The 23,906-nt window shown below is 62.0% G+C and carries 22 protein-coding genes; 7 read left to right on the top strand and 15 right to left on the bottom strand.

Features of this window, described 5'->3' with window-relative positions:
- Nucleotides 1-2 precede the first annotated feature (2 nt).
- Both ABR948_RS03145 and mctP read left to right on the top strand, forming a co-directional pair.
- A complete protein-coding gene (locus tag ABR948_RS03145; protein WP_428113982.1) occupies nt 3-182 on the top strand; it encodes a DUF3311 domain-containing protein in 180 nt (59 codons plus the stop codon).
- Nucleotides 183-225: 43 nt separating this feature from the next.
- Nucleotides 226-1,716, top strand: a complete 1,491-nt coding sequence (mctP, locus tag ABR948_RS03140) for a monocarboxylate uptake permease MctP (RefSeq protein ID WP_428113981.1) — start codon at nt 226-228, stop codon at nt 1,714-1,716.
- 75 nt (nt 1,717-1,791) lie between these two features.
- Here mctP and ABR948_RS03135 read toward each other — a convergent pair whose 3' ends face one another.
- The 8 genes from ABR948_RS03135 to ABR948_RS03100 form a co-directional block, all read right to left on the bottom strand.
- Nucleotides 1,792-2,592 carry a fumarylacetoacetate hydrolase family protein gene (locus ABR948_RS03135; protein WP_428113980.1) on the bottom strand — a complete coding sequence of 267 codons (801 nt, stop codon included), beginning with the start codon at nt 2,590-2,592 and terminating at the stop codon, nt 1,792-1,794.
- Nucleotides 2,593-2,595: 3 nt separating this feature from the next.
- Nucleotides 2,596-2,877 carry a hypothetical protein gene (locus ABR948_RS03130; RefSeq protein WP_428113979.1) on the bottom strand — a complete coding sequence of 94 codons (282 nt, stop codon included), beginning with the start codon at nt 2,875-2,877 and terminating at the stop codon, nt 2,596-2,598.
- Nucleotides 2,878-2,932: 55 nt separating this feature from the next.
- A complete protein-coding gene (locus tag ABR948_RS03125) occupies nt 2,933-3,400 on the bottom strand; it encodes a cupin domain-containing protein (protein ID WP_428113978.1) in 468 nt (155 codons plus the stop codon).
- Between the two features lie 227 nt (nt 3,401-3,627).
- Nucleotides 3,628-4,632, bottom strand: coding sequence for a UDP-glucose 4-epimerase GalE (gene galE / locus ABR948_RS03120; protein WP_428113977.1), 1,005 nt, complete (start codon nt 4,630-4,632; stop codon nt 3,628-3,630).
- 10 nt (nt 4,633-4,642) lie between these two features.
- Nucleotides 4,643-5,455 carry a WecB/TagA/CpsF family glycosyltransferase gene (locus ABR948_RS03115; RefSeq protein ID WP_428113976.1) on the bottom strand — a complete coding sequence of 271 codons (813 nt, stop codon included), beginning with the start codon at nt 5,453-5,455 and terminating at the stop codon, nt 4,643-4,645.
- Nucleotides 5,448-7,742, bottom strand: a complete 2,295-nt coding sequence (locus ABR948_RS03110) for an exopolysaccharide transport family protein (RefSeq protein WP_428113975.1) — start codon at nt 7,740-7,742, stop codon at nt 5,448-5,450. The genes ABR948_RS03115 and ABR948_RS03110 overlap by 8 nt, the downstream gene beginning before the upstream one ends.
- Nucleotides 7,743-8,165: 423 nt before the next feature.
- A complete protein-coding gene (locus ABR948_RS03105; RefSeq protein ID WP_428113974.1) occupies nt 8,166-9,617 on the bottom strand; it encodes a lipopolysaccharide biosynthesis protein in 1,452 nt (483 codons plus the stop codon).
- Nucleotides 9,611-10,759 (bottom strand): DUF6492 family protein, encoded by a 1,149-nt coding sequence (locus ABR948_RS03100; RefSeq protein WP_428113973.1) that lies wholly within the window; start codon nt 10,757-10,759, stop codon nt 9,611-9,613. The genes ABR948_RS03105 and ABR948_RS03100 overlap by 7 nt, the downstream gene beginning before the upstream one ends.
- 45 nt (nt 10,760-10,804) lie before the next feature.
- On the opposite strand from ABR948_RS03100, the gene ABR948_RS03095 reads away from it, so the two are divergent.
- Together ABR948_RS03095 and ABR948_RS03090 are read left to right on the top strand one after the other, a co-directional pair.
- On the top strand, nt 10,805-11,914 hold the full coding sequence (locus ABR948_RS03095; RefSeq protein ID WP_428113972.1) for an endo-1,4-beta-xylanase: 1,110 nt from the start codon (nt 10,805-10,807) through the stop codon (nt 11,912-11,914).
- A 50-nt stretch (nt 11,915-11,964) separates the two neighbouring features.
- Nucleotides 11,965-12,948, top strand: a complete 984-nt coding sequence (locus tag ABR948_RS03090) for a glycosyltransferase family 2 protein (RefSeq protein WP_428113971.1) — start codon at nt 11,965-11,967, stop codon at nt 12,946-12,948.
- Between the two features lie 25 nt (nt 12,949-12,973).
- Here ABR948_RS03090 and ABR948_RS03085 read toward each other — a convergent pair whose 3' ends face one another.
- Nucleotides 12,974-14,071, bottom strand: coding sequence for a glycosyltransferase (locus tag ABR948_RS03085; protein WP_428113970.1), 1,098 nt, complete (start codon nt 14,069-14,071; stop codon nt 12,974-12,976).
- Between the two features lie 370 nt (nt 14,072-14,441).
- Between ABR948_RS03085 and ABR948_RS03080 the strand changes: the two genes are divergently transcribed.
- On the top strand, nt 14,442-15,605 hold the full coding sequence (locus ABR948_RS03080; protein WP_428113969.1) for a GNAT family N-acetyltransferase: 1,164 nt from the start codon (nt 14,442-14,444) through the stop codon (nt 15,603-15,605).
- Nucleotides 15,606-15,812: 207 nt separating this feature from the next.
- Entirely contained in the window at nt 15,813-17,162 is a 1,350-nt protein-coding gene (locus ABR948_RS03075; RefSeq protein ID WP_428113968.1) for an O-antigen ligase family protein, read from the top strand.
- Here ABR948_RS03075 and ABR948_RS03070 read toward each other — a convergent pair.
- The 6 genes from ABR948_RS03070 to ABR948_RS03045 form a co-directional block, all read right to left on the bottom strand.
- On the bottom strand, nt 17,159-18,364 hold the full coding sequence (locus ABR948_RS03070) for an SGNH/GDSL hydrolase family protein (protein WP_428113967.1): 1,206 nt from the start codon (nt 18,362-18,364) through the stop codon (nt 17,159-17,161). The two genes, ABR948_RS03075 and ABR948_RS03070, sit on opposite strands and share 4 nt — an antisense overlap.
- Before the next feature lie 4 nt (nt 18,365-18,368).
- Entirely contained in the window at nt 18,369-19,454 is a 1,086-nt protein-coding gene (locus ABR948_RS03065; RefSeq protein WP_428113966.1) for an acyltransferase family protein, read from the bottom strand.
- A gap of 252 nt (nt 19,455-19,706) precedes the next feature.
- Nucleotides 19,707-20,654 carry a DUF5996 family protein gene (locus ABR948_RS03060; RefSeq protein WP_428113965.1) on the bottom strand — a complete coding sequence of 316 codons (948 nt, stop codon included), beginning with the start codon at nt 20,652-20,654 and terminating at the stop codon, nt 19,707-19,709.
- Between the two features lie 112 nt (nt 20,655-20,766).
- On the bottom strand, nt 20,767-20,937 hold the full coding sequence (locus ABR948_RS03055; RefSeq protein WP_428113964.1) for a hypothetical protein: 171 nt from the start codon (nt 20,935-20,937) through the stop codon (nt 20,767-20,769).
- 309 nt (nt 20,938-21,246) lie between these two features.
- Nucleotides 21,247-21,846 (bottom strand): NAD(P)H:quinone oxidoreductase, encoded by a 600-nt coding sequence (gene wrbA / locus ABR948_RS03050; RefSeq protein WP_428113963.1) that lies wholly within the window; start codon nt 21,844-21,846, stop codon nt 21,247-21,249.
- Nucleotides 21,847-22,012: 166 nt separating this feature from the next.
- Nucleotides 22,013-22,711: a pirin family protein gene (locus tag ABR948_RS03045; protein WP_428113962.1), complete on the bottom strand. Its 699-nt coding sequence runs from the start codon at nt 22,709-22,711 to the stop codon at nt 22,013-22,015.
- 110 nt (nt 22,712-22,821) lie between these two features.
- Here ABR948_RS03045 and ABR948_RS03040 point away from each other — a divergent pair, with 110 nt between their 5' ends.
- On the top strand, nt 22,822-23,739 hold the full coding sequence (locus ABR948_RS03040; RefSeq protein WP_428113961.1) for a LysR family transcriptional regulator: 918 nt from the start codon (nt 22,822-22,824) through the stop codon (nt 23,737-23,739).
- The last annotated feature ends 167 nt before the right edge of the window (nt 23,740-23,906 follow it).

Here is a 23,906-nt window from a genome sequence, read left to right as displayed (position 1 = left end):
CCATGTGGGTGCTGTTGCTGTTGCCCTTTGTCGGCCTGTTGTGGGTGCCGTTCTATAATTTCCAGGAGCCGGCGCTGCTCGGGTTTCCGTTTTTCTATTGGTACCAGCTCGCATGGGTGCCGATCAGCTCCTTGCTGATCTGGCTGGTGTACCGGCGCCGCACGCCCGACGAAACCCCATAGATCTGCAAGAGACCCGCAAGACACATTCCTGGAAAACATCATCATGTCCGATCAGATCGACTGGATCGCCCTCGCGGTTTTTCTCTTCTTCTTCCTCCTCGTCACCGTGATGGGGTTCTTCGCGGCGCGCTGGAAATCCGGCCCGGTCAGCGAACATCTCGACGAATGGGGGTTGGGCGGACGGCAGTTCGGTACCTGGATCACCTGGTTTCTGGTCGGCGGTGATTTCTATACCGCCTATACGGTGATCGCGGTGCCGGCCCTGGTCTACGCGGTCGGCGCCTACGGCTTCTTCGCGCTGCCCTACACCATCATCGTCTATCCCTTTGTGTTCGCGGTGATGCCGCTGCTTTGGAAGGTGGCGCACGCCAATGGCCACGTTACCGCGGCCGATGTGGTCCATGGCACCTACAATTCACGCGGCCTCGAATTGGCGGTCGCGATCACCGGCCTGATCGCGACCATGCCCTATATTGCCCTGCAGCTGATCGGGATGGGCGTGGTGATCAAGGCGATTGGCCTGACCGGCGAGCTGCCGATCGTCGCCGCCTTCGTCGTTCTGGCGTTGTATACCTATAGCTCCGGCTTGCGCGCGCCGGCTTTGATCGCCTTCGTCAAGGACATCATGATCTATATCGTGGTGCTGGTGGCGGTGGTGGTGGTGCCGTCGAAGCTCGGCGGATATGGCGCGGTGTTCGCCGCCGCCAACGATGCGTTCGCGGCGAAGGGCGGCGCGACCGGACTGATATTGAAGCCGGCGCAGATGCTGCCTTATGCGACGCTCGCGCTCGGTTCGGCACTGGCTGCGTTCATGTATCCACACACACTAACCGGGATCTTCGCCTCGAAGTCAGCCGATACCATCCGCAAGAATGCGATCCTGCTGCCGGCGTATACGCTGCTGCTCGGGTTGATCGCGCTGCTCGGCTACATGGCCTATGCGGCCCATCTCACGGTGACGTCGAACAACGATGTGGTGCCGACGTTGTTCAAGGTGCTGTTCCCGTCATGGTTCGCCGGGTTTGCGTTTTCGGCGATCGCGATCGGCGCGCTGGTGCCGGCCGCGGTGATGAGCATCGGCGCGGCCAATCTGTTTACCCGCAACGTCTGGAAAGCCTATATCGATCCGAACATCAGCCACGCCGGCGAGGCGTCGGTGGCCAAGATTACCTCGCTCGCCGTCAAGGTCGGTGCGCTGGCATTCACGATCTTCCTGCCGACCCAGTATGCGCTCGACCTGCAATTGCTGGGCGGCTTGTGGATTCTGCAAACCTTCCCGGCACTGGTATTTGGATTGTTCACGCGCTGGTTTCGCGCCGAGGGCCTGCTGCTCGGCTGGGCCGTGGGGATCGCGTGGGGCTCGTGGACGGCGTGGGGCAACGGATTGAAGCCGCTCGCGACCATCGATCTCGGCGGGACCAGCTACGTGTTCTACGTCGGACTAGGCGCGCTGATCCTCAACGTCGCCGTCGCGGCCGTGGCAACGGTGGTCGTAAGACTGCTCTCGCCGCGCCGGGCTGTTGCTCCATCCTGATATTGCCGGTTCTGACGAGCCCGGTGACCAGCTCGAACACGACGGGTCGACCAGACCTTCGCGGCGCGTGGCGGCCTACGTCCTGCTTCCGGGAGCCGTCTCGGCGACAAACCGGTTGCGCAGGGTGCCGATGCCGGTGATCTCGATCTCGACGATGTCGCCCGCTTTGAGGTCGGGTGACGCGCCGTCGGTTCCCATCCAGATCACGTCACCCGGCGACAACGTGAAATATTTTGTCAGTTCCACGATGAACGGCTTGATACCGAAGATCATATCGTTGGTGCGGAAGCGGTTGCTCTCCTTGCCGTTCACTTTGACGATGGTCTCCATCTTGTCGAGATCGACCGAGGTTTCGATCCACGGCCCCATCGGCTTGAAAGTATCGGCATTCTTGGCCCGCCAGAGTCCGCGGTCGGCCTTCTGCCAGGTGCGCTCGCTGACATCATTGCCGATGGTGTAGCCGAACACGCAGGACATCGCATCGGCCTCAGTGAGATGCTTGGCCTTCTTGCCGATGACGACGACCAACTCGCCCTCGTAGTGAATCTTCTCGGTGGCGCTTGCCGGAATGACGACATCTTCGTCGTGCGCGATCAGCGCGTTCTGCGCGCGATAGCCGATCTCGGGTCTGTCAGGGACGCTGGGAACTTCGCCGCGCTTGTCGGCCGCTTCCTTGAGATGCTTGAGATAGTTCAGGCCGACGCAATAGAACGTGCGCGGTACCAGCGGCAGTTCGATCTTGACGTCCGCGAGTGAATGCGAGTGTGGCGTGCGCCGCCATTCGCCGAAGGGATCGCCGCTGACCGCGATCACACGATCGCCTTCGACGATGCCCCATGATGTCTGTTGGTTCGCGGTGAATTTCAGCCAACGCATGCGCTATTCCTGGGCATGGCCCGGAAAACCGCCGGGCCACGGCAGCGACGTCTGGCCGGCGAGGGATTCAAGAAAGATCGCCGCGCCGTCGGCGTAGGTCGCGCGATCCGGCAATTCCAGACTTTCGCACCACGCCTCCGGCATCGGCTGCCGCACATCGCGCAGTTCAAAGGCCGATCCCCACCACCATGCCGGGGCCGGCGATCTCGTCTGCTCCGGGACCGCGCGCCAGCGGACGAATTCGTGCACGGCGCGTTCGAATTGTACGTTCGCTGCTTGATGCATGGCCTTGGCTTTCGTCCATTATTCCTGATTCGTGGAATGGATCATGTGGTCAGGGTTACTTTTCTTCCGCGGCGGTCGCGGTTGCCGGACCTTCTCCCATGATCAGCAGAACGGCATCCTCGTCCTTGGCGCCATCCCAATGCACTTGTTTTCCGAAATGCGTGACAAAACTTCCGGCGGGCATCGGGGTGGTGTTGGCGGGATCGAATTTCGGCCCCGAGCCGACCCACCAGGTACCCTGCAGCACAACAATATACCGGTCGTTGGGATGGAAGTGGGGTCGGCTGAAATGATTGCCCTTGGTCCATTTGTTATAAACCATATAGAAGCCGGGCTTGTTCGGATCGCCGACCACGACGGCGCTTTGCGCGCCACGGGCATCGACCGGACTCCATGGAATCTGGTCCGGCAATTTGTAGATCACCGCGGCAGGATTGAGTTCGGCCGCGGAACTGATGCTCAGCATGCCGGCCAGCGATATCGGCAACAGCAGAAATCGCCAAAACCGGTGTGTGATTTTCATGGTTTCCTCCATTCAATTCCGCGCGCCGAAGAGCTGCCGCGCGCTCGTCTCTTTGTTGTTTCCATGCTAGCCGGTCTCGCGGCTGCCGTGCAAGCCGTGGACCTGCATGCGTGTCAGGCGTGAACGTATGCGGGGCTGTTGCAGATCAAAAGTGAGTTACAGCATGGCCGAGTGTTCGGCTGCGGGCGGCCGGTGCGCGGTCCAAGAGCGTCCCGGGGGCTGACAGTTCAGAGGGGCTTGCTTGTTTTCAGCGGATGCGCTGTCCGGTGCCACGCCCAGGCGGTGCGGATGATGGTCGCAAGATCCGAATGCGCCGGCTGAAATTTCAAGGTCTCGCGCGCGGCGGCGGGGTCGGCGACCAGGTAGGTCGGATCGCCGGCGCGGCGCGGCTTGACGACATGGGGAACCTCGCGGCCGGTTTCGGCCGCGATCGCGCCGAGAATCTCCCGCACCGAAAAGCCCGTGCCGGTGCCGAGATTGAAGGCGCCGCCGGAATGTCCCTGCAGCAGCAGTTTCAGCGCCAGCAAATGGGCCGCCGCCAGATCGGTGACATGGATATAGTCGCGGATCGCGGTGCCGTCGGGCGTGTCATAATCGTCGCCGAACACCGCGAAATCGGCGACATGGCCCTGCAGCGCCATCATCGCGCGGGGAATGAGATGGGTTTCGTTGTCGCGCAATTCGCCGATTCCGCCGGCCGCATCGGCGCCGCTGGCATTGAAATAGCGCAGGCAGAAGGATCCCAGCCCATAGGCGCTGCGATAGTCGGCGAGCATCCGCTCGATCATCCATTTCGAAGCGCCGTAGGGATTGATCGGCACGCAGGGATAGGTTTCGGGCAGCGCCCGGCTGTCGGCGTTGCCATAGACCGCGCCGGTCGAGGAAAACACCAGTCGATTGCATCCGGCTTCGCGCATCGCCTCCAGCAGCGACAGCGTGCCGGCGACGTTGTTGCGGTAATATTTCTGCGGATCGACGACGGACTCCCCGACCAGGCTTGCCGCCGCGAAATGCATGACCGCGACGATATCGTGCTGCGTGAAGGCGTTTGCCAGCGCGGCCCTGTCCAACAGGTCGCCGGTCACCAGCGAGCCGGTAACGAAGGCGCGGTGGCCGGTCGAAAAATTGTCGTAAGTGACCGGATGATAGCCGGCGGCGGCGAGCGCGCGGCAGCAGTGCGAGCCGATATAGCCCGCGCCGCCGGTGACCAGAATGGCCGGAGGATTACTCATGTCAGCGGCCTCATGGCGTTCGATCGGTCGGTGTTTTTTTGTTGAACAGCAGATAGAGCGCGCGGGGGTTGGTGGTCAGATAGCGCCAGAACAGCCGGCGCGGCTCGAGCCAGATTCGCCAGGCCCATTCGAGCCCCACATCCTGCATCCATTGCGGCGCTCGGGCGCGGCTGCCGGACAGGAAGTTGAACAACCCGCCTGCGGTCTTGATGACGCCGACATTGGACAGCTGCGGCGTGAAATCCTCGACGAACGCCTGCTCGTAGGGAACGCCGAGGGCGACCCAAAGATAGTCCGGCGCCAGTTGATTGATTTCGTCGACCTTGGCCCGCAGCGCGTTGCCCCTGAGATAGCCGTGGGAGCGCCCGACGATCCGCAAATCCGGATACATTTTCCGGACGTTGGCGACGGCGGCGGCATTTTCGGCTTCGTCGGCGCCGAACATGTAGAACGTCAGCCCCGCCGCCTCTGCCTTGCGGGCGACGACGTGAAACAGGTCGGTGGTCGCGACCCGTTCCGGCAGCGGCGTCGATGAATTCAGCCGCGACACCGTGACCAGCGGTTGCCCGTCGGCGTTGATGAGATCGGCGGCGCGGAACAGCCGGCCGGTCATCGGCTCGGTCGAGCAACGCGCCAGCACTTCGCCATTGGCGGAGGTCAGATACAGCGGGCGGGTTACCCGGCGCCGCGGGAACACCACGTCGATCATGAAATTCGCTGTCTGCTCGATATCGAGCACGGCCAGCCGCAGCCCGCCCAGCGAGATTCTGGGCACATTGGCTGTCGCAGCCCTTCCTACGGGATTGGCGCGGCGTTCACGCATATTCTTGGTTCCGCTGACGAATATTGGTCGTCGGATGAAGTTCGTCGATGATGACGCCGATCAGCTTGCGCTCGGTGTCGCCAAGCGCCGCGATGATGCCGTCCATGCAGTCGTTGATGTCGAGATCCGCCGGCAGGATCGCCGCGAGGCCGTCCGCGACATCGAGCAGTGCGCGGTCGGCGGCGCTGCAGGGCAACGCCGGGCCGTCGAAGATCACCAGATCGTAGTCGCCCGAGGCGCGCGCCTGCGCGACCGCCTCGCGGATGGCGTCACTTGTCCTGGCCGTTGTCTTGGCCGCCTTGATCGCTGGCAGGATCGTGATCCCGTTCGCGGTCCTGATCGTGTGGGAAGCCTTTGTGCCGATGCTGAGCCAGTTGAGACGGCTGACCTCGGGCTTGCCGGGGCCATTCACCTTGTCGGAAAGGGCGTGAGTGGCGTGATCGGCATCGATCATCAGCACCCTGGCGCCGTCACGGGCGGCCGCCAGCGCGACATTCAGCGCCGCGATGGCGCGGTCCTGTCCGGCGCCTGCGCCGATCACGGCCAGCACTGGCGTTCCGTTCCCGGCCGACCGCCTCGCCAGCGTGTCGCGCATCTCGCGCATGGCGTTGAGGAAGGTTGTCAATGGCAGGCTCGCCCGCAGCGTCGGCCAACCCATCCGTGTCACGTCGGGGATGCTGCCAGCCGCCAGGATTCCGCTCAGCGTCCGCATCACGTCGGATTCCTGCAGCCGGGTGACCCGCGGCTTCTCGATCGATGCGCCCGCCGCGCGCTGCGAAGGCTGATTTTCCGGCCGCGGTCCTGATGGCGAGGTGGGTGTCCGGATTGCCGCTGACGCCGGTGTTCTGGCGCGGGGTTCGGCGGGATCGGATGCCAGCCGGTCGGCTGCAACCACCCACGCTGCTGCGCCAAGCGTGCCGAGCAGGAGGCCGATCATCGCGAGCAGGCTCGAAGCCGGCGGGAAGGCACGCCGCTGTGGCACGGTGGCTTCACCGATGATACGCGCGTTCGAGGTGTTGAGGCTCTCTTGTTCCTCGGTTTCGCGCGATCGCTTGAGAAATGATTGATAGACGTCGCGGCTGGCCTCGACGTCCCGCTCGAGTTCGCGAAGCCGTACCGAAGCCTGGCTTAGCTGGACGCTTTGGCGTTTTTGCGACTCGAGCGCCTTGTTCAGCGAGGCTTCGAAGTCGCGGGCGCGGGTCAGATCGTTTTTCGCCGACTGGGCGACGCGTTCGACCTCTTCATTGATGGTGCGGCGCAGATCTTCGACCTGCTTTTCCATCTGGCGCAACGAGGGATGCAGCGGTCCCAATTCGCCGGTCAATTCGGCATACCGCTTGCGAGCTTCGGCGTATTGCGCGCGCAAATTGCCAATGGTCTGGGACTGCAGCGCCTCGGGAATGGCGCCGGCATCGGTCGAGGCGCGCCGGCTCGATTCGATCTGGTCGTACTTCGCCTGCGCGTCGAGCGTCAGCGCCCGTGCCGCGGCGAGCCGCTGGTTGCTTGCCGAGAGCTGCTGGTCGCTGATCAGCGCATCCTGGGTGCCGACGAAATTATTCTGCGCCTTGTAGACGGCAAGCGTGTTTTCGGCATTACGAAGCCGTTCCTGCAATTCCTTGAGCCGGCCCGACAGGTCGGTGGTCGCCCGTCGCGCGGCGGTGGCTTGTGAATTTCGTGATTCCGCCAGATAGGCGTTGGAGATCGCGTTGGCGAGCATCGCCGCCTTCGCCGGATCGTACGACCAGACGTCGATGTCGACGATGAAGGTGCGGTCGGTCTTCTTGACGCTGATGTGGCGGTTCAGTGCGTCCAGTGCCGCCATCTGGCCGAGCTTGATCTCGCCGGCGGAGTGGATATCGAGCCCGAACAGGCCGAGCAGCGTTGCCATGACACCCTTGGCGTCGCCGCCGAACTCCGGATCCCTTTCGAGATGGGCATCCTGGATTACCTGCAGCAGCACGTTGTTCGAGGTGATCAGGCGCGCCTGGCTTTCCACCACCATCGCCAGGCCCGAAATGTCCTGGGAGCGCGGCGTGAGTTCGCGATCGACCAGCTGCAATTCGCGGGGATCGATATAAAGCTGGGCGGTCGCGGAATATTTCGGCGTCAGGCTCTTGCCGATCATGACGGCGGCGCAGGCGCAGATCAGCCCGGCGGTCGCGATCGCGGCTTTTCGCTGCCAGAGCAACCGCGCCAGCTGAAGCACGTTGAACCCGGCAAGCGCACGCGTCGGCTCTTGCCGGGCATCCGGTTTGGACGGATTGATCGGTTGATCATACGCAAACATGGGCCCCAGCTTCCATTCGAAGTGCCGCACGCGTCGGCTGAGGGGTTACTCTTCGGGTCACGCCAGACGCACAGGACTTTTGCGCGGAACAAACGCAACAGGAAAAATTAACCATACTCATTGAGGGACTATTCACCGAAATAGCAAAAAAAGCGTTTAAGCGGGCGTGCATGGCGGCGCCTGCGTGAGGTCTAAAACCGGAATTTGCCGGCTCAACGGCAGGGTCCATGAACGCCGGAGCGCAATCGCAGGGAACCGGCCCGTCCGCGACATTGCGGTGTGCCAAAGTTAACGATTCATTATAGGCCTGCGCGGCGTCGGCGCCCGCCGTCAGAGAAGTGTGGCGCAGCCGAGAGCCACCGGCGCGCAGGTTCGCCGACCGATGAGGGGCCTTCGCTTCGATATGGGGCTGCGTCGCGTTCATCAAGCCGCCGATCCAGTACCGATGCTGGCCAATTTGGCCCTGAAAAACGTCAGGCAGACTTTCACGCGCCTGCGCGCATGGGAGATGTCGAGCAGCCAGCAGATAGCCAGGTAGCTGGCCGAACCGGCGCCAACCAGGACAAGGCATGCGACCGGGTCCGAGACGTGCAGGCCTTTGTCGATCGTTGCGACCGTAAGCGCCATGATCAATCCGGCAATCGTCGTGAGCGCCAGCCGGCCAAGCGGCATCGGGATCGAAAAGGCCTGGCGACTGAGGATCAGCGCGCAGATAAATCCAAGGATATCGGCGCCGAGCCGAGCCCAGGCCGCACCCACCGTGCCGTACTTGCTGACGAACAGATACGACAGGATCACATTGGCTGCGATGATCGAGGCTGTATTGATCAGATAGAACGAACTGCGTCCCGACAGCAAAAAGCTCGCATGCAGGTACTGCTGGGTGAGGATCTGGAAAATCACGGCGACGGCCACGATAGGCATCGTCAGCGCGGCGACCTCGCGAAAATCAACGCCGAGAATGACGTTGGCGACATGGGAAGAGATCACGGCGAATCCCAGGCATGCCGGCAGCGTGATGCCGAGCAACAGTTCCACGCACTCGCCAAGGTGCGATCGCACGGCAGTGCGGCCCTGACTGGCGTAGATCTTTACAGCAAGCGGGAAGAAAACCGCCGCGGCGCTCATCGCGGGCATCATCAGCGTTTGCCGAACCAGATCGAGCCCCGCGATATATTTTCCGGCTTCGGCAGAGCCAACGAGGTTGGCGATCATGAAGCGATCGGTGACGCTGGAGATGGCGAGCAAGGTGAGAGACAGCGTCAGCGGTAGGCCATGTCTTGCCGCGGCCAGCAGGCTGGAACGGTCGAATTTGACGATCGTTCCCCGCCAGGCTGCGGGAGACTGAACCAGTACCGCGAGCAGGCAGGCCAGCGCTGCCGAAATCAGCAGAAGAAATCCCGCGGGCGCGAAGATCGCAACCGCGACGCCCAGACAAAGCGCTGATATCGCACGAACCAGCGTGGCCCTCATGGCCACCATGGCCCGAAGCCGCGCGCGAACCAGATCCTGGGTCAATTCGAACAGGCCGACCGCGACCGCAAGCACCACCGCGGCCGCCGCCGCGAACCCATCCAGTCCGACCAGACGGCCCAATCCGTACGCGGCAGGCGCCGTGAGGCAGCAAACCAGATAGCCCGAGATCACCAGACCGCGAACATCGGTGCCGTCGTTTCGAGCGTGCTTGCTCAGAATCAGATTGCGAAACCAGCCCGCCAGAAAGGTGCTGACGACGGAGGCAAATCCAACTCCGAGAAGATAGACGCCATAGTCATGAGGCGAAAAAAGCCTCGTGAAAATGAAGACGCTCAACAGCCCCAGCAATGCGGAGAGGATGTTCGCGGACAGATTGATGCTGGCTTGCCCTATCAGCATAGCGCCTCAAGTCCGGCAGGTTGTTTTGCCGCAGCGCGAGGCGCGAGGAGAGCCCGCGTTTCCTCGATCGCCGAGCGGATGATTTGCACCGGCGTCCCCGAGAACGACGCGGCGGAGAATGCGACGTCATCCTGATCCGCGCCGCCGAGCAGCCGGTTCAACTCGGTCTTGCCGAGCTTTGGCGAATCCCAATAGCTGACGCACCCCGTGCGGGAACCGGGCGAATGCCTGCGGGCAAATTGCGCGTCGCTCTGCACGAAATAGCCGTACAACATGTATTCGGAAAACTCCCGGGTCCGGCACAGCGCCTCGATCCAGTCGCGCTTGGCGATGGCTGCGATCTTCGCGGCCATGGCGCGCGTGGTCTCCTGGTCCCAGAATATGATGTGGCCGATGAAATCGGATGCCGGGAGCGACGGTCTGGGCAATCCAAGAAGCTGGTGGCTGGTGTCGACCCAGCGCGAGTGGTTGACTTGATCGGGTGTAACCATGCCGGGCATGCTCAGAAGCGGAATGGAATTCGGATATTCAAAACGCGACAGGTCGAAATCCCGAAAGAACACGACGTCGGAATCGAGGATGCAGTATCGCCGGTGAGGCAGCGCGATGGCCGCAGCTATCTTGAGGATCTGCTGCACATGCCAGCCGCTCGCCGGCTTGGCGCGCAACGACCACCAATATTGGCGTCGCTTGCGCTGAAAGATAGAGGGCAGCGGCCGCAGCCATCCGGGCAGGAACTGGGATGCCGGAAGGACGGTTCTGCGTTCGCTCTCGAAGCGCGAAAACAGCGGCAGGTCGGAATCCGGAACCAGCAGATAGTGCTTTGAAAATGAACTGACGTGACGGTCAACACTCTCGCAAAGCAGAGTGCACAGTTCCAGGTCGCGTCCGTAGGTTGGGGTTAACAACGCTACCGGATTCATCTCGTCTGGGTCTCTGACGGCATTTGGAATCATTACGGAATCATCGGTTTCAGGCGGGCCTTGTTTCTTCGTGTTTAGAAACAGCAAGATCGGTGCCGAATAGGCCCAGCGCCACCGCAGCATCTCGAAGTTGGTTAACTTGCGATGCGGTAACCATGTCAGGCACATTCGTCGCTGTTGCACGGCTCTGGACCGGATATTGCACGAGCGAACGCGCAACGAATTCCGGCTCTTGATGCAAGCCTTCGATGATCGTGTGGACGCATGACGATAACGGCGCACTCCCGGCGTGATTTTCTGGTTCGTGCCACCCATGCCACGGCGCTCGGCATGGCCGGACTGTCCGGGCCGTCCGCTTTTGCGACACCGCGGACGCAGACCTCTGCTGCCGGAGCCAATGCAAGGCCAATTCCATACGGCGCCGCCGTACGCGTGGATGCGTTGACGTCGGATCTGTCCTATCGCGGGGCGATCATTGCGAATTGCCAGATCATCGTCCCGGAAGGCGAGATGAAATGGCCTGACATTCACCCGGCGCGGGGCGAGTACCGGTTTGAAAAAGCCGACGCGCTGATGGACTTTGCCAGGCAGAACAAGATCGAGGTTCGCGGCCATACGCTCGCCTGGTATGGCGGGATGCCGGCGTGGACCGCCGCCATCGATGGCCGCGCCGAGGCCGAGCGGGAACTGGTAGATCATATTGAAACGGTTGTGTCCCGATATCGCGGCGCCATCCCGTCCTGGGACGTGGTGAACGAGCCGCTGGTGGATTGGCCGGAGGGCCCGACATCGCTGCGCCCGTCGATCTGGACCCGGCAGTTGGGGCCGGACTACCTGCCGATCGCACTGCGCGCGACCGCGGCGGTAGACCCTGACGCGCAGCTTGTGCTCAATGAATACGATATCGAGTTCAAGGGGCCGCGTTTCGCGGCGCGGCGCCAGGCGCTGCTTCAACTGCTGCGCTCGTTACGCGAGCGGGATGTGCCGCTTCATGCCGTCGGCCTGCAGTCCCATTTGTTCGCCGACCGCGCCATCGATCGCGACGGGTTGCAGGCCTTTCTCAACGAGATCAAGGCGCTCAAGCTCGATGTGTTGATCACCGAACTCGATGTGATCGATTATGAGCTTCCCGGCAAGATCAGCGAGCGCGACGCATTGGTCGCGGGCCTGGCGGGCCAGTTTCTCGAAACGGTCTGCGACGTCGTCCGTCCGAAGGCGATCCTGACCTGGGGCCTGAGCGATCGATATAGCTGGGTGCCAATCTATTTTAAACGTCCGGATGGTATGCCCAATCGGCCGCTGCCACTCGATGCCGACCTCAAGCGCAAGCCTCTGTTCGACGTCATCGAGGAATACCGACGCAAGACGGTCTAGATCAAGGCAGATTGCCCGCAGATTGCATGTAGATGGAAGATTCTAACGCCATGCTGAACGCTTCCCGCGCCATAGCAGCCGCATCGAATTCGCTCGATCCCCGGATCGGCATCGTGGTTTGCATTCCCTCCTTCCGCCGTCCGCAGCATCTGCGACGAACGCTGGAATCACTGGCCAATCAGAGGACCGATCGCCGCTTTGCGGTTGTTGTCGTCGAAAACGATGCTTCGGCGTGCGGCAGCGTGCCCGTCGCCGCCGAGTTCCTCCAGGCCGGCAGGTTTCCCGGGCTTTGCGTGGTTGAACCGCGACAGGGCAATTGCCACGCCATCAATGCGGCGTTCGAGACCGCGCTGGCGACGTTTCCGGCCGCCACCCATTTCCTGATGATCGACGACGACGAGATTGCTGCGACGGACTGGCTTGAGCTGATGGTGCGAGCCGCGGAGACCACGGGAGCGGATGTGGTCGGCGGGCCGGTGCTGCAGCATTTCGATGACGATACCAAGCGCGGACTTCAGCGCCATCCGGCATTTCTTCCAGCCTACCAGTCGAGCGGGCCGGTACCGATCATCTACGGCTGCGGCAATTGCCTGATCAGGCGGCCGGTGTTTGAAAGACTGGCCAGCCCGGCCTTCGATCCGCGCTTCAATTTCCTTGGCGGCGGTGACGTCGATTTCTTCACCCGCGGCCGGCGCGGCGGCATGAAATTCCACTGGGTCGCGGAGGCGGTTATCATTGAAACCGTGCCGGAGGTACGGACCCATCCCAGCTGGCTTGCGCTGCGTGGCCTGCGCATCGGCGCGATCAACTATCACGTCCAGCGCAAGGCGGCACGGACGCCATGGCTGCGCGTCAAGCTGCTTGCCAAGATTCTGGCGCTGCTGCCGCTGTCGCTGCTTCGCGCCGTCCGGTTGTTCCTGACCGAGCACAAGGCCCTCATCGCCCTGCATCCGATGATCGTCGCGGCCGGCGGCGTTCTGGCGGCGATTGGAATCGAACCGCAACCCTACAAAGCGCAAAAGATCGCGTCTTAAGCCGGCTCGGGCTGGCCTGTCGAGTTCAACTTACGAGCTGTTGGCGTACCGCCTGCGCGACATCCTGCCACCAGCCGTCGAAATCGAACGGCACCTGCACCGATGGCGCTTCAAGCGCCGACACGATGCGGTCGGCGTAAGCCTCGTCATTCGATCCCCGGGCAACCAGCATGATGGCGCCGCGGCCGATCAGTTCCTTGAAGCGCGGATGATGATCGAACTCGTCCGCTTCGGCGGGGCCGGTGACGATCACGGGCTGACCCGACTGCACGCTGGTGAGAACACTGGAGCGCCGCGCCGTGAGGCCCTCTTCCAGCGGGTAACAGAATGCGTCGATCTCGTTGAACAACCCGAACACCTCGTGGTTGGACGCGACGTAGCCGCTGACGAGGACATCGTCTGATATGCCGAGCTCGTCCGCGCGGGCATAAAACTCCTGCTCGACCCTGTCGATGCCGCGGATGAACGATCCGATATAGATCGTCAGCGGCTCTAACCCGCGCTGCTTGAGGACCGCGCATATGTCGAGCAGCGCATTCGGCTGCTTGCCCGGATAAATCGATCCGAAATGGCCGATCACCGGCCTTCCATCTCTTCGCGCGGCGGCAAGCCGCTGCCGCAATTTGGAATCGGCAATCCCGGCGGGTGCTGCGATATTCGGCGGCAACGGTGCCAGCACGCATTTTCGCGCGGTCCAGCCGACCAAGAGATCGCTGGCCAGCTCGCGCCGCACCAGGGGCGAGAACATGATGATCGTGTCGGCGAGCAGCAGCGCCGGAATATAGGTGATGCGTCGGAGCCAGTTCAGGCTGGACCATTCATGCTGGATCAGAACGACACGCCGCCGGCGCAGCCGCGCGATCGCCAGCGCCAGCAGCGGCCGTAATATGACGCGCTTCCAGGCCACCAGCGGGAAGTTGCAGACCACGCTGCGCGCCGATCCTGTCGCGCGCCAGACGTCGGCCACGGTGCCTTCCGACCGCGTCAAGGTTAACGTGGTCGAGCTGCCGGGATCGAGCTTCTCGATTGTCTCGCACAAAAGCCGGGTAAATTGCCCGACGCCGCACCTCATCTGCGGGCCCGCACCGAGGAACAGCGCCTGATATTCGGGTTCTGAAGTCATCGTGCGGCCACTGAAGCCTTCATAAATGCTTTTCGAGCGACGGGTCCGCGTCAAGAAGGCGCGCAGGATAGCGTCCAAGAGCTTACTCGATTCTAATTCAGCCAGAACCAGACGCGCTTCGAAAACGTCCGCGTTAGCCATATAAATCAGAGTTATCTTAACGCGAACGTCCGCCGTTGCCTTGGGCCCCTTTCTTGCCAGATAACAGGCAAAGACCGGGCAGGCGTCTCATGGCGGGACAGCATTGACGGCTGGCCCGGACAAGGTGACAGCGAACTTTCGGTGACCAACGAACAAGTCCCCAAAGTGGAATGATGCGACCGACCGTCGGGCGATCGGCTCGAGGCAGGTCGAGGGAAGTTGACGGACCATGGCGATTTTGGAAGTCGGGCGGCTTGGCGGACGTGCATTATCCCGTGCGCCCGGATTCCGAATCGATTTCGTGCGGGACTGGAAACTGGCGGAAGCATGCTGGGCCGGCGGGGGCCACAGAACAGCCTTCCAGCACCGCCATTGGCTCGAAGCCTGGTACGGCGCTTTCGCTGAATCATCTCCGCTGATTGCAATCATTACCGATGCCGCGACCGACCAGCAGGTTGTCCTGCTGCCGCTGATCCGACGTGTGAACGGCGGCATCCGTATTGTCGAGTTCGCCGACCTCGGTGTTACCGATTACAATGCCCCCGTGCTGGGCTTCGCAGCCCCGCACGACCGCATCGAGGCGCGTGCATTGTGTCAGGCGTTGCTGGCCGGATTGCGCAACTTGCCTGACGGTGTCGATCTTCTCCGCTTGCAGAAGATGCCGGCAAATGTCGGTGGAATGCCGAACCCGCTGGCGTCGCTGGGACGCATGGGTTCCTGCGGGTTGAACGGCAACCTTGTCGTGGTGGGTGATGATTTCGATGCTTACCGCGCCTCACTCAAGCGAATGGAGCTGCCGCGAAGCTGGCGCGTGTTTAATCGCTATCCGGGTGCGAAATTCCAGATAGTTACGGATATTGACGAGGCGCTGACGCTGCTCGACACCATGGATGCGCAGCAGAACGGCCGCATGAAGCAGCTGGGATTGAAGTTTGTCCTGGACGACGATTGCCATGCGCGGTTCTACCGCGACATCGTCAGGCGAGGCGTTGGCGAGGGATATGCGATCGTATCGGCGCTGACATGCGACGACGAGGTGGTTGCCACCACGCTCGGCATCAGACGAGGGTCTGATTACACTCTGTTGCGCATCAGCAATGCGGGAAAACGATGGTCGAACTGTTCCCCGGGTTTGCTGGTCATTGAGCGAACGATGGACGCCTTGCATAGGGACGGCGTCCGGCAGTTTGACCTCAGCATCGGCAATTATGGCTACAAGCGCCGGTTCGGCGCGGCACAGCTTCCGCTGGCGGATGTGAGTATCGCAATCGGCTGGCGGGGGCTTCCTTATGTGCTGCGCGATTACGCCGCGCAGCGGTTGCGGCGCTATCCCCGGCTGCACGAGCGGATACGTCGCGCGCTGGGCAGGCCGCCGACGGGGGACGAAAAATGACGGTGCCAATCGCGGTCTGATTGCAGCCGTCCGATTCCCATTGATCGTGGCGCGCAATCGGACGCCGAAGTACGCGCAATGGTTAGAAAAGCATTAACTTGGAAGCGGGTACAATCGATAGCGGCCAATGCCCATTCTTCAACGGGCCCATCCTTGTGGACGAACAGGCAGACCCAATCCGGGGCTGATCGGCCTTGAAAGGCTGAAGTGAACGAGCAGCTGTCATTCCCGCACTTTCCGGCCATCGTTCGGACCGCCGGATATACCGACGTGCTGCACGTGGCGCGTTGCGCGGGCTTTGTCGCCACGGTGTTGTTCATCTGGGTATCACTTCGGCCGTTCCCCGACCTCAGCGATCCCGGCGTCGGCGATCTGGACAAGGGCAAGCTGGCTTCGACCTATGTCACGCTCGGAATATTTTCCGTTGCCGCCCTGGCGCTGACGGTGTTCCGGCATGCGACAGCCCTGCGCAGCCTCATGACGCCAACGTTCATGATCCTGTGCTGCTGGGTTTGCATCAACACTGTTTTCTCGCATGACTTCGGATTATCGTTTCAGCGCGTGATCCTGACCTGCAGCGTTCTCGCCATGGCCGCGTGCCTGCTCCTGCTGCCCGATACCCAGGACGAACTGGACCTCTGGCTGGGCGCGGCGGTGCTGTTATTCCTGGCGCTGTGTTACCTCGGCGTGGTGCTGGCGCCCTCGCTCTCGATACATACGGCGCGCGATACGCTCGAACCCCAACTTGCGGGTGATTGGCGCGGACCTTTCGGGCACAAGAATGTGGCCGCACCGATCATGGCCATGCTTGTCTTCGTCGGACTATATCTTGCGGGCAGGCGAGCCATCATTCCGGGTGTTGCGATCCTGTTCCTGTCCGGCTTTTTCCTGATCATGGCCGGCGGAAAGAGCGCGATGGCGCTTTGCGTTCTGGCTCTGGTGCTGAGCCTTCTGGTCGCTGCGGTCAAAAGTATGGCATTGCGCGCGTGTCTGGTCTTCCTGCCGCTGCTCGGTCTGAACCTGGTGACCGTCGGCTCGGTTTTTGACGAGCGCGTCGCCGCCATCGTCAAACTATTGCCGTTGGACACCACCTTCACCGGCCGTACCGATATCTGGGAATTCGCGCTTTCCTCGCTGGCTCTGCACCCCTGGCTTGGGTATGGCTTCGCGGCGTTTTGGGGAACCGACTCGATCCAGGCCTTGGTTCAGGACGACCAGATCGAATGGACGATCACTGCCGCCCACAGTCACAACGGCTACCTCGATAACGCGCTGACGCTGGGTATCCCGGGTCTCGCCTTGATCGTTGCGATTTTCGTCATTGCGCCGCTGCGCAATTTCTCGGTTGCGACCCGGTCCGGCAATGACGACCCGTTGGCGAAGTTGTTTCTTCGGATCTGGCTGTTTGGAATCTATCTGTCTTCGATGGAGAGTTTCTTGCTGGATCGCGCCGACCCGATCTGGTTCACGTTTCTGATCAGTGTTGTTGGGCTGCATTACATCGCGCGGTTCCGGTTGACATCAGAACCGGCAAGTTCCGGCGGGCAGCTTTCCTAGCGCTGATCGTCCGTTACGCCGATGCTGGCGATGCCGAGCAGGCGCACCGTTGCTGCGGCGTTGCTCGCGCCTTCATCGTTGGCGCATGCAAGCTCGACGGTGTGGCGTCCTGGTGCGAGATTCCGGGCGAGGACGAAGAGCTGGCGTTTGGGCTGCTTCAGGGCATCGAGCGTCTGAAAAGCCGCCCCGTCGATGCAAAACTGAATGCGGCGAAGGTCGCCGGGAGGCTCCGCGAACACCACGACAATGCCGGAACCGGACCAGTCGAAGGAGACGCGGCCCGCAGCGCGGGGACAATCCCAGGCGGGAACATTTTTGTCGTCGACAACCCGGCGCCAGCCCTGGTTTTCGATGGGATCAAGTTCAGTCGCGTCACGCCAGCCGACGTGCTGGAATGCAGCCGAATATAACGGGGGCGGCAATGGGCTTATCGTGCCGGACTTGCCGGCGAGTGCTGCATTCAATGCGGTGTCACACATGGTCGTTATGAAGCGCGCCGCCGCGGCATGACCAGCATCGGTCGGGTGTACATCGTCGACGATGCAGTCGGACCATTTGAGATGCCCGGCCGCCATTTCCGGCCAAAGTGCGTCGCGAAAGCTAACCATCGGCAGGCGATAATGCGCGCCGACCTTTGCCTGCATTTCCTGGTCGTTGCCTCCCTTCTCCCACATCATGAACAGCAGCAGAACGGCTGGAAAGTTGGGCTGGTCGAGGATCTGTCGCACAAGGCCCTCGAAAGCCTCTGCGTCGGTCCAGTTGTCGTTGACGGCGAACTCGACCACGACGAAGTCCGGCAGATTTGAAAGCAGGTCTTTTTGCGCGCGCAATGCGCCGTACATCGAGCCGGTGCCGCCGAGGCCGGCATTGATCAATTTGATGTCGCAGCGTGGGAAACGTTCTCGCCACCAGGCCAGCAGGCGGCCAGAATAGCTGTTTTGCGCGGTCGTGGCGAAAGCTCCGACCGTGATCGATCCGCCGATGACCCCAAGCGTGATCGGCTCACCCCGGCGTGCCTTGGCAAAGACATTCGAGAGCCGAGCCAGATCTCCCGTCGATAGCTGCGATCGCGCGACGATCTCGTCGGTCAGAGGACGGTTTGAAGCAAAGACTTCGGCGGGCCCAACCAGACAAGACCCGAGCAGAAACGCCGCCGTGCGGCGGGACAACAACATTTTTCGGCTGGTCGCGGGAACCACCATTGCGCTATGTCGCCGGCACCGCGCGGCTTCGCTTCGGACCACCGGCCAGGAACGGCTTTTCTATGAACTGATAGCACACCAGACCGGTCGCAAGGCCTGCCAGGATCGCAAGCGTGGCGCAGCTCAAATACACCAGCGGCTGGTAGACGTCGAACAGCCGCTTCGATATCGCCCAGATCGCGCCGACGGAAAACAAATGGAATAGATAAACCGAATAGGAGATGTCGCCGATATACTTCAACGCCTTGACGTGGGTCATTTCGCCGGTGGCTTCATGATTGAGCCCGAACAGGACAATGCTGAGCGCGGTCGACGACATCAGAACATGCTTCCATAAAGCTATCTCCTCGGCGCCGTTCCAATCGACCGCGTAAAACGCGATCAACAGAACGCCCGGCGCGACAATCGTCGCCCATCGCAGCCGCGCGCAAAAGCGCGTGAACAATCCATGCCGATAGGCCTGCGCCAGAATGGTTCCAAGGCTGAATCCGATCAGGCTTGGGCTGGTGTAGACCGCCTCGACATGACTGAGGCCGGGTACCAACTGACCAATGCCGACCAGCAAGGTGAATATCCCGAGCAGAACCAGCGTCCGCGCCTCGGATCTCAGGAAGAACAGGCTGGCGAACAGCACATAAAAGAACACTTCGAAATTCAGACTCCAGCCCAGCAGCAGCAGCGGCGCCTTTGGTTCAAGCGAAGGTATGAACAGCAACGATTTTATCAGACCCTCAATCGTGGGAATGGTGGTCCTGAACTGCGTCGGAATCACAACGGCGAGAATGGTGATCAGGAAAGTTGCCGCCCAATAGGCCGGCACGATCCGGAAGGCGCGGCGGACCAGAAACTGCTTCGGATTGATCCGGCCGTCACCGGCAATGGTGGTAATGATGAAACCGCTGATGACAAAGAACACCTCGACGCCCAGCCGGCCGGTTTTCAGCAGCACCATGTTCATGTCGGCAAGCGGCCACTGCAGCGCATGCGTGACCAGAACGCTCAGCGCGGCCAGGCCTCGCAAATACTGAATGGAAAGAAGCTGCGTCCGTGGCGTCCCGGAGTGAGCTAGCGACCGCGCAATCTGCGCCATAATGAGACACCCTTGGTGGTGAAGTTCGGCCCGTACGCCATTTTAGCAAGACCCGCGCCAGCGCTGGGGATCGCAGGTCTGGCGCCGCGCCGTTGTATTGGGGGCACGGGCGAGCCGGCGTTAACGATGAACGCGATGGCAGGAAACGGGTGAAAGCCCACGACGTCGGCGCGCGATCCGCCGCGGCTAATCTTCGAGGGTGCGGCCACCTCGGCCGTGCGTTCGGCCAGCGGCCCGATGGCACCAATAACGCTAAACCACCCGCACCACGCCGGGCTGGCCCAGCGCGCATTCCAGCGCATCGCGATCCCATTTGGCGGCGTTGGCGGCGGCCTCATAGGTGCTTTGCAGGAATTCGAGCAACGCCTGGTCCGGATCGGCCGTGGTGCGGACGGTGTCATAGGGCAGGATGAATTCGCCCAGCGTCTCGCTGAAGAAGGCCGCGTCGGGTCGTACCCGCGTGGACCGGAAGCCGGCCGGTTCGGGATAGGCATAGGAATAGAACGCGGGGTAATCGATCGCGCCGCTGCCGGGCCAGAAGCCGGCGCTGCTTTCCTCGTGAGAATAGGCCTCGCACGCCACGGCGTCGGATAGATGCGGCACGCCGCCCGGATGGCGCGGCGCGCGTCGGCCTGAAAAACGGGTCACGGCGAGATCGAAACTGCCCCAGAAGAAATGCACCGGGCTGGCCTTGCCGAGGAAGCCGGTGCGGAATTGCTTGAACACCCGGTCGGCACTGACGAGAATTTGCAAAAAGCGCTGCACGGCCTGCGGATCGTAGGACGCATGCTGGTCATCCTCCGAAAACCGGATCGGATCCGGCAATTCGTTCGGCATGTCGTCGATGGCGATGTGGATGCCGAGTTCGGCGAGCGCGGCCATGACCTCCGTGTAGAACCTCGCAACGGACAGTCCGGGCAGCGCCAGCCGCCGTGTTGCGCCGTCGCTGGTCGAAATTCGCAAGGTATGATCGATGAAGTCGAGGTTGATCTGAAATGTCCTGACGCCGTCGGGGATCGGCGAGGTGGTGAGGCCGCGCGCGGTGACATACAGCGCCACGTGCCAGGAATGATTGAGCCAGGGTGAGCGTACCAGACGAATTTTGCCGATGATCTGGGTCCACAGATGCAGCGTCGCGTAGGTCTCGCGCCACGCCGCGGTCGGCAATTCCGGCCATGGGATTGTTGCGGTTCTGCTCATGCGTCACCGTTACAGGATGTCATTGGTATCCCGGTGCGTGAAAGCCGGGCGTTGTCTGGCCCGGCTTTCTTATCCTATTCCAATTTGCAGCGATTGTAGGACGGGGGGCGGCTCAGATTTTCTTCGCGCCCTTGGCGAAGGCAGCGTCCACTTCATCTTTCTTGATGCGGGCCGCCGGTGTGCCGGGTTGACCGAGATTCTGTTCCTCAGTGCCGTCTCCCATCATACCGGGATGCGGCGCGGCAGGTTTCTTGACTTCCTTGGGATCGGGCTTGCTGGTCATTTCGAAGTCTCCACGCGCGGATGCGCGTGACCCAACTTCACAAACGCCGTCTGGTTCCGCCGCGCAGGATTACCGCCGATCAAACGTCAGGCGACCCAAACGTCAGGGGTCACGAATTCGTGCATCCCGGGCACCGGCGTCGTCCGCGCGAAGCGCGGAACAGGCTGCGGCACCACCAGCGCCGCGCAACCGCCTGCAGCGGATTGCGTGCGAGTTGGTAAATAAAGAACATTTCGATCATGGCGAAGCCTATCGTCCCCACCATGAAATAGGGCGGCATTCTCCGAAGAGAATGCCGCCTCTATCGCATCAGCCATGCAGTTTTTTGGCGGTCTCCGCGATCACGCGTCCCTGGTAGCGCGCGCCCGCGAGCTCGTTGGCGCTGGGCTGTCGGCTGCCGTCGCCGCCGGTGATCGTGGTCGCGCCGTAGGGCGAGCCGCCGGTGACCTCGTCGAGCTTCATCTGGCCCGCGAAACCGTAATTCAGGCCGACGATGGTCATGCCGAAATGCAGGAGATTGGTGACGATGGAAAACAGCGTGGTTTCCTGTCCGCCGTGCTGGGTCGCGGTCGCGGTGAAGGCGCCGCCTACCTTGCCGTGCAGCGCGCCCTTGGCCCACAGGCCGCCGGCCTGATCGAGGAAGTTCGCCATCTGCGACGCCATCCGGCCGAAGCGGGTGCCGGTGCCGACGATGATCGCGTCGTAATTGGCAAGGTCGTCGATTTTCGCCACCGGCGCCGTCTGATCGACCTTGTAATATGACGCCTTCGCGACCTCGGGCGGCACCAGTTCGGGCACGCGCTTGATATCAACGGTCGCACCGGCCTCGCGGGCGCCTTCGGCGACGGCGTTCGCCATCGTCTCGATGTGGCCGTAGGCGGAATAATAGAGAACGAGAACTTTCGTCATGGTTAGTCTCCGGGAGGTGAGGGTTTGGTTTGATTTATGGAGGAGGTGTCATTGCCGGGCTTGATCCGGCAATCCATCCTCTTCGAAGGAGTCTTGGGAAGAAGGATGGATGCCCGGGTCAAGCCCGGGCATGACGATCATTGTGGGCTGTTTCCGTGCAAACAAATTATGCCGCGTCGACCAGCACCAGTTCGGAATCTTCCAGCGCCGTGATCTTCAGCTGGGCCTCGTCGCGGATCGCAACACCGTCGCGCGCGTTGACGCGGACGCCGTTGATCTCGACCGAACCGGCCGCCGGCACCAGATAGAGGTTGCGCGTCTTGCCCGGCGCATATTGCGCGCTCTCGCCGGCCTTCAGCGTGGTGGCGAGCACCCGCGCGTCGGCACGGATCGGCAGCGCGTCCTTGTCATCGGCAAACCCGCTGGCGATAGTGACGAAATTGCCGGAGCGATCCGACTTCGGAAACGGCTTCGCGCCCCAGGTCGGCTGGCCGCCCTGCGCGGTCGGCTCGATCCAGATCTGGAAGATCTTGGTCTTGGTCGGCTCGAGATTGTATTCGGAGTGCCGCACGCCGGAGCCCGCGCTCATTACCTGGACGTCGCCGGCTTCGGTGCGGCCCTTGTTGCCGAGACTGTCCTGATGGGTAATCGCGCCCTCGCGTACATAGGTGATGATTTCCATGTTGGCGTGGGGATGGGCGGGAAATCCGGTGTTGGGTGCGATCTCGTCATCGTTCCACACCCGCAGGGCGCCGTGACCCATATTGCCGGCATCGTAGTGACTGCCGAAGGAGAAGTGGTGTTTGGCTTTGAGCCAGCCGTGGTCGGCGGCGCCAAGCTGGTTGAAGGGTCTGAGTTCGATCATGGGATGTTCCTCACATTCTGATGGGCTCTGGATATGTATTTCCGCTTGATGCATAAATAGAAACAATGGAAACATATTGTTTCCATTTACGTGCTTGTGAGGGGGTCTCGATGGCCAAGCTGCCCGATTTTGAAGGCCTTGCGATTTTCGCAAAAGTCGTGGAATTGCAGTCATTTGCGGCGGCCGCCGCCGAGCTGGCGCTGTCCAAGGCGACGGTTTCGAAAGCCGTCACCCGGCTGGAGCAGCGGCTCGGCGCCCGGCTGTTCAACCGCACCTCGCGGCGGCTGGCCTTGACCGACACCGGGCAGAAATTATCCGCGCGGGCCGCGCGCCTGCTGTCGGACGGCGAGGCGGTGGAGAACGAGGCACTGGCGCAATCGGCGGCGCCGCGCGGGCTGGTCCGTCTCGCGGTGCCGATGACGTTCGGGGTCAGGGAAGTGGCGCCGATCCTGCCTGAGTTTCTGGAAAAATATCCCGATGTCGCGATCGACCTCCATTTGAGTGATGCCATGGTGGATCTGATCGGCGAGGGCTTCGATGCGGGCTTGCGGATCGCAAGCCTGCCGGATTCATCGCTGATCGCGCGGCGGCTATGCGCGATGCCGCGCTATACGGTGGCGTCGCCGGCCTATCTCAAGCGCCATGGCCGGCCGACGCATCCGATGCACCTCGCGGAGCACAAATGTTTCGGCTACGCGTATTTATCGACGCCCGAAGTCTGGCATTACACCAATGCGAAAGGTGAGCAGGCCAGCGTACGGCCGGGCGGGCCGCTGCGCGTCAACAACGGGGAAGCCGTGATGCCGGCGCTGCTCGCGGGGCTCGGCATCGCCGATCTGCCCGACTTCCTCGTCGGCGACGCCATTGCGTCGGGCAAGGTCGAAGTGATCCTGGAAGGCTGGAAGCAGACCGAGGGCGCGGTGCATCTGGTGATGCCTCCCGGGGGCCCGCGCCCCGCGCGCGTCGAAGTACTGGCGGATTTCCTGACCAGGCATTTTGCGAAGGCCAGGAAATTGCCGCGGGGCTAGAGCATGATCCGGAAAAGTGGAAACCGGTTTTCCGAAAAGATCATGCTCAAACAAGAAAATGGATGATGAGCATGATTCAACCCGGTTGAATCATGCTCATAGGACGGGCATGGCGCCCAGTGGTGCCCTTGCCCATCCTGCGGTTCGCGCTAGTTTGCGAATCAAAC

The organism is Bradyrhizobium sp. (assembly GCF_050014615.1).
GTDB lineage: Bacteria > Pseudomonadota > Alphaproteobacteria > Rhizobiales > Xanthobacteraceae > Bradyrhizobium.
The sequence above is the reverse complement of the archived record's forward strand: the minus strand, read 5'-3'. Positions and strand labels throughout refer to the sequence as shown.

Excerpts from the sequence above, each read along its gene's own strand:
- ABR948_RS03145 (WP_428113982.1), top strand. The coding sequence starts at position 3 with ATGTGGGTGCTGTTGCTGTTGCCCTTTGTCGGCCTGTTGTGGGTGCCG.
- mctP (WP_428113981.1), top strand. The coding sequence starts at position 226 with ATGTCCGATCAGATCGACTGGATCGCCCTCGCGGTTTTTCTCTTCTTC.
- ABR948_RS03135 (WP_428113980.1), bottom strand. The coding sequence starts at position 2,592 with ATGCGTTGGCTGAAATTCACCGCGAACCAACAGACATCATGGGGCATC.
- ABR948_RS03130 (WP_428113979.1), bottom strand. The coding sequence starts at position 2,877 with ATGCATCAAGCAGCGAACGTACAATTCGAACGCGCCGTGCACGAATTC.
- ABR948_RS03125 (WP_428113978.1), bottom strand. The coding sequence starts at position 3,400 with ATGAAAATCACACACCGGTTTTGGCGATTTCTGCTGTTGCCGATATCG.
- galE (WP_428113977.1), bottom strand. The coding sequence starts at position 4,632 with ATGAGTAATCCTCCGGCCATTCTGGTCACCGGCGGCGCGGGCTATATC.
- ABR948_RS03115 (WP_428113976.1), bottom strand. The coding sequence starts at position 5,455 with ATGCGTGAACGCCGCGCCAATCCCGTAGGAAGGGCTGCGACAGCCAAT.
- ABR948_RS03110 (WP_428113975.1), bottom strand. The coding sequence starts at position 7,742 with ATGTTTGCGTATGATCAACCGATCAATCCGTCCAAACCGGATGCCCGG.
- ABR948_RS03105 (WP_428113974.1), bottom strand. The coding sequence starts at position 9,617 with ATGCTGATAGGGCAAGCCAGCATCAATCTGTCCGCGAACATCCTCTCC.
- ABR948_RS03095 (WP_428113972.1), top strand. The coding sequence starts at position 10,805 with ATGACGATAACGGCGCACTCCCGGCGTGATTTTCTGGTTCGTGCCACC.
- ABR948_RS03090 (WP_428113971.1), top strand. The coding sequence starts at position 11,965 with ATGCTGAACGCTTCCCGCGCCATAGCAGCCGCATCGAATTCGCTCGAT.
- ABR948_RS03085 (WP_428113970.1), bottom strand. The coding sequence starts at position 14,071 with ATGACTTCAGAACCCGAATATCAGGCGCTGTTCCTCGGTGCGGGCCCG.
- ABR948_RS03080 (WP_428113969.1), top strand. The coding sequence starts at position 14,442 with ATGGCGATTTTGGAAGTCGGGCGGCTTGGCGGACGTGCATTATCCCGT.
- ABR948_RS03070 (WP_428113967.1), bottom strand. The coding sequence starts at position 18,364 with ATGGTGGTTCCCGCGACCAGCCGAAAAATGTTGTTGTCCCGCCGCACG.
- ABR948_RS03065 (WP_428113966.1), bottom strand. The coding sequence starts at position 19,454 with ATGGCGCAGATTGCGCGGTCGCTAGCTCACTCCGGGACGCCACGGACG.
- ABR948_RS03060 (WP_428113965.1), bottom strand. The coding sequence starts at position 20,654 with ATGAGCAGAACCGCAACAATCCCATGGCCGGAATTGCCGACCGCGGCG.
- ABR948_RS03055 (WP_428113964.1), bottom strand. The coding sequence starts at position 20,937 with ATGACCAGCAAGCCCGATCCCAAGGAAGTCAAGAAACCTGCCGCGCCG.
- wrbA (WP_428113963.1), bottom strand. The coding sequence starts at position 21,846 with ATGACGAAAGTTCTCGTTCTCTATTATTCCGCCTACGGCCACATCGAG.
- ABR948_RS03045 (WP_428113962.1), bottom strand. The coding sequence starts at position 22,711 with ATGATCGAACTCAGACCCTTCAACCAGCTTGGCGCCGCCGACCACGGC.
- ABR948_RS03040 (WP_428113961.1), top strand. The coding sequence starts at position 22,822 with ATGGCCAAGCTGCCCGATTTTGAAGGCCTTGCGATTTTCGCAAAAGTC.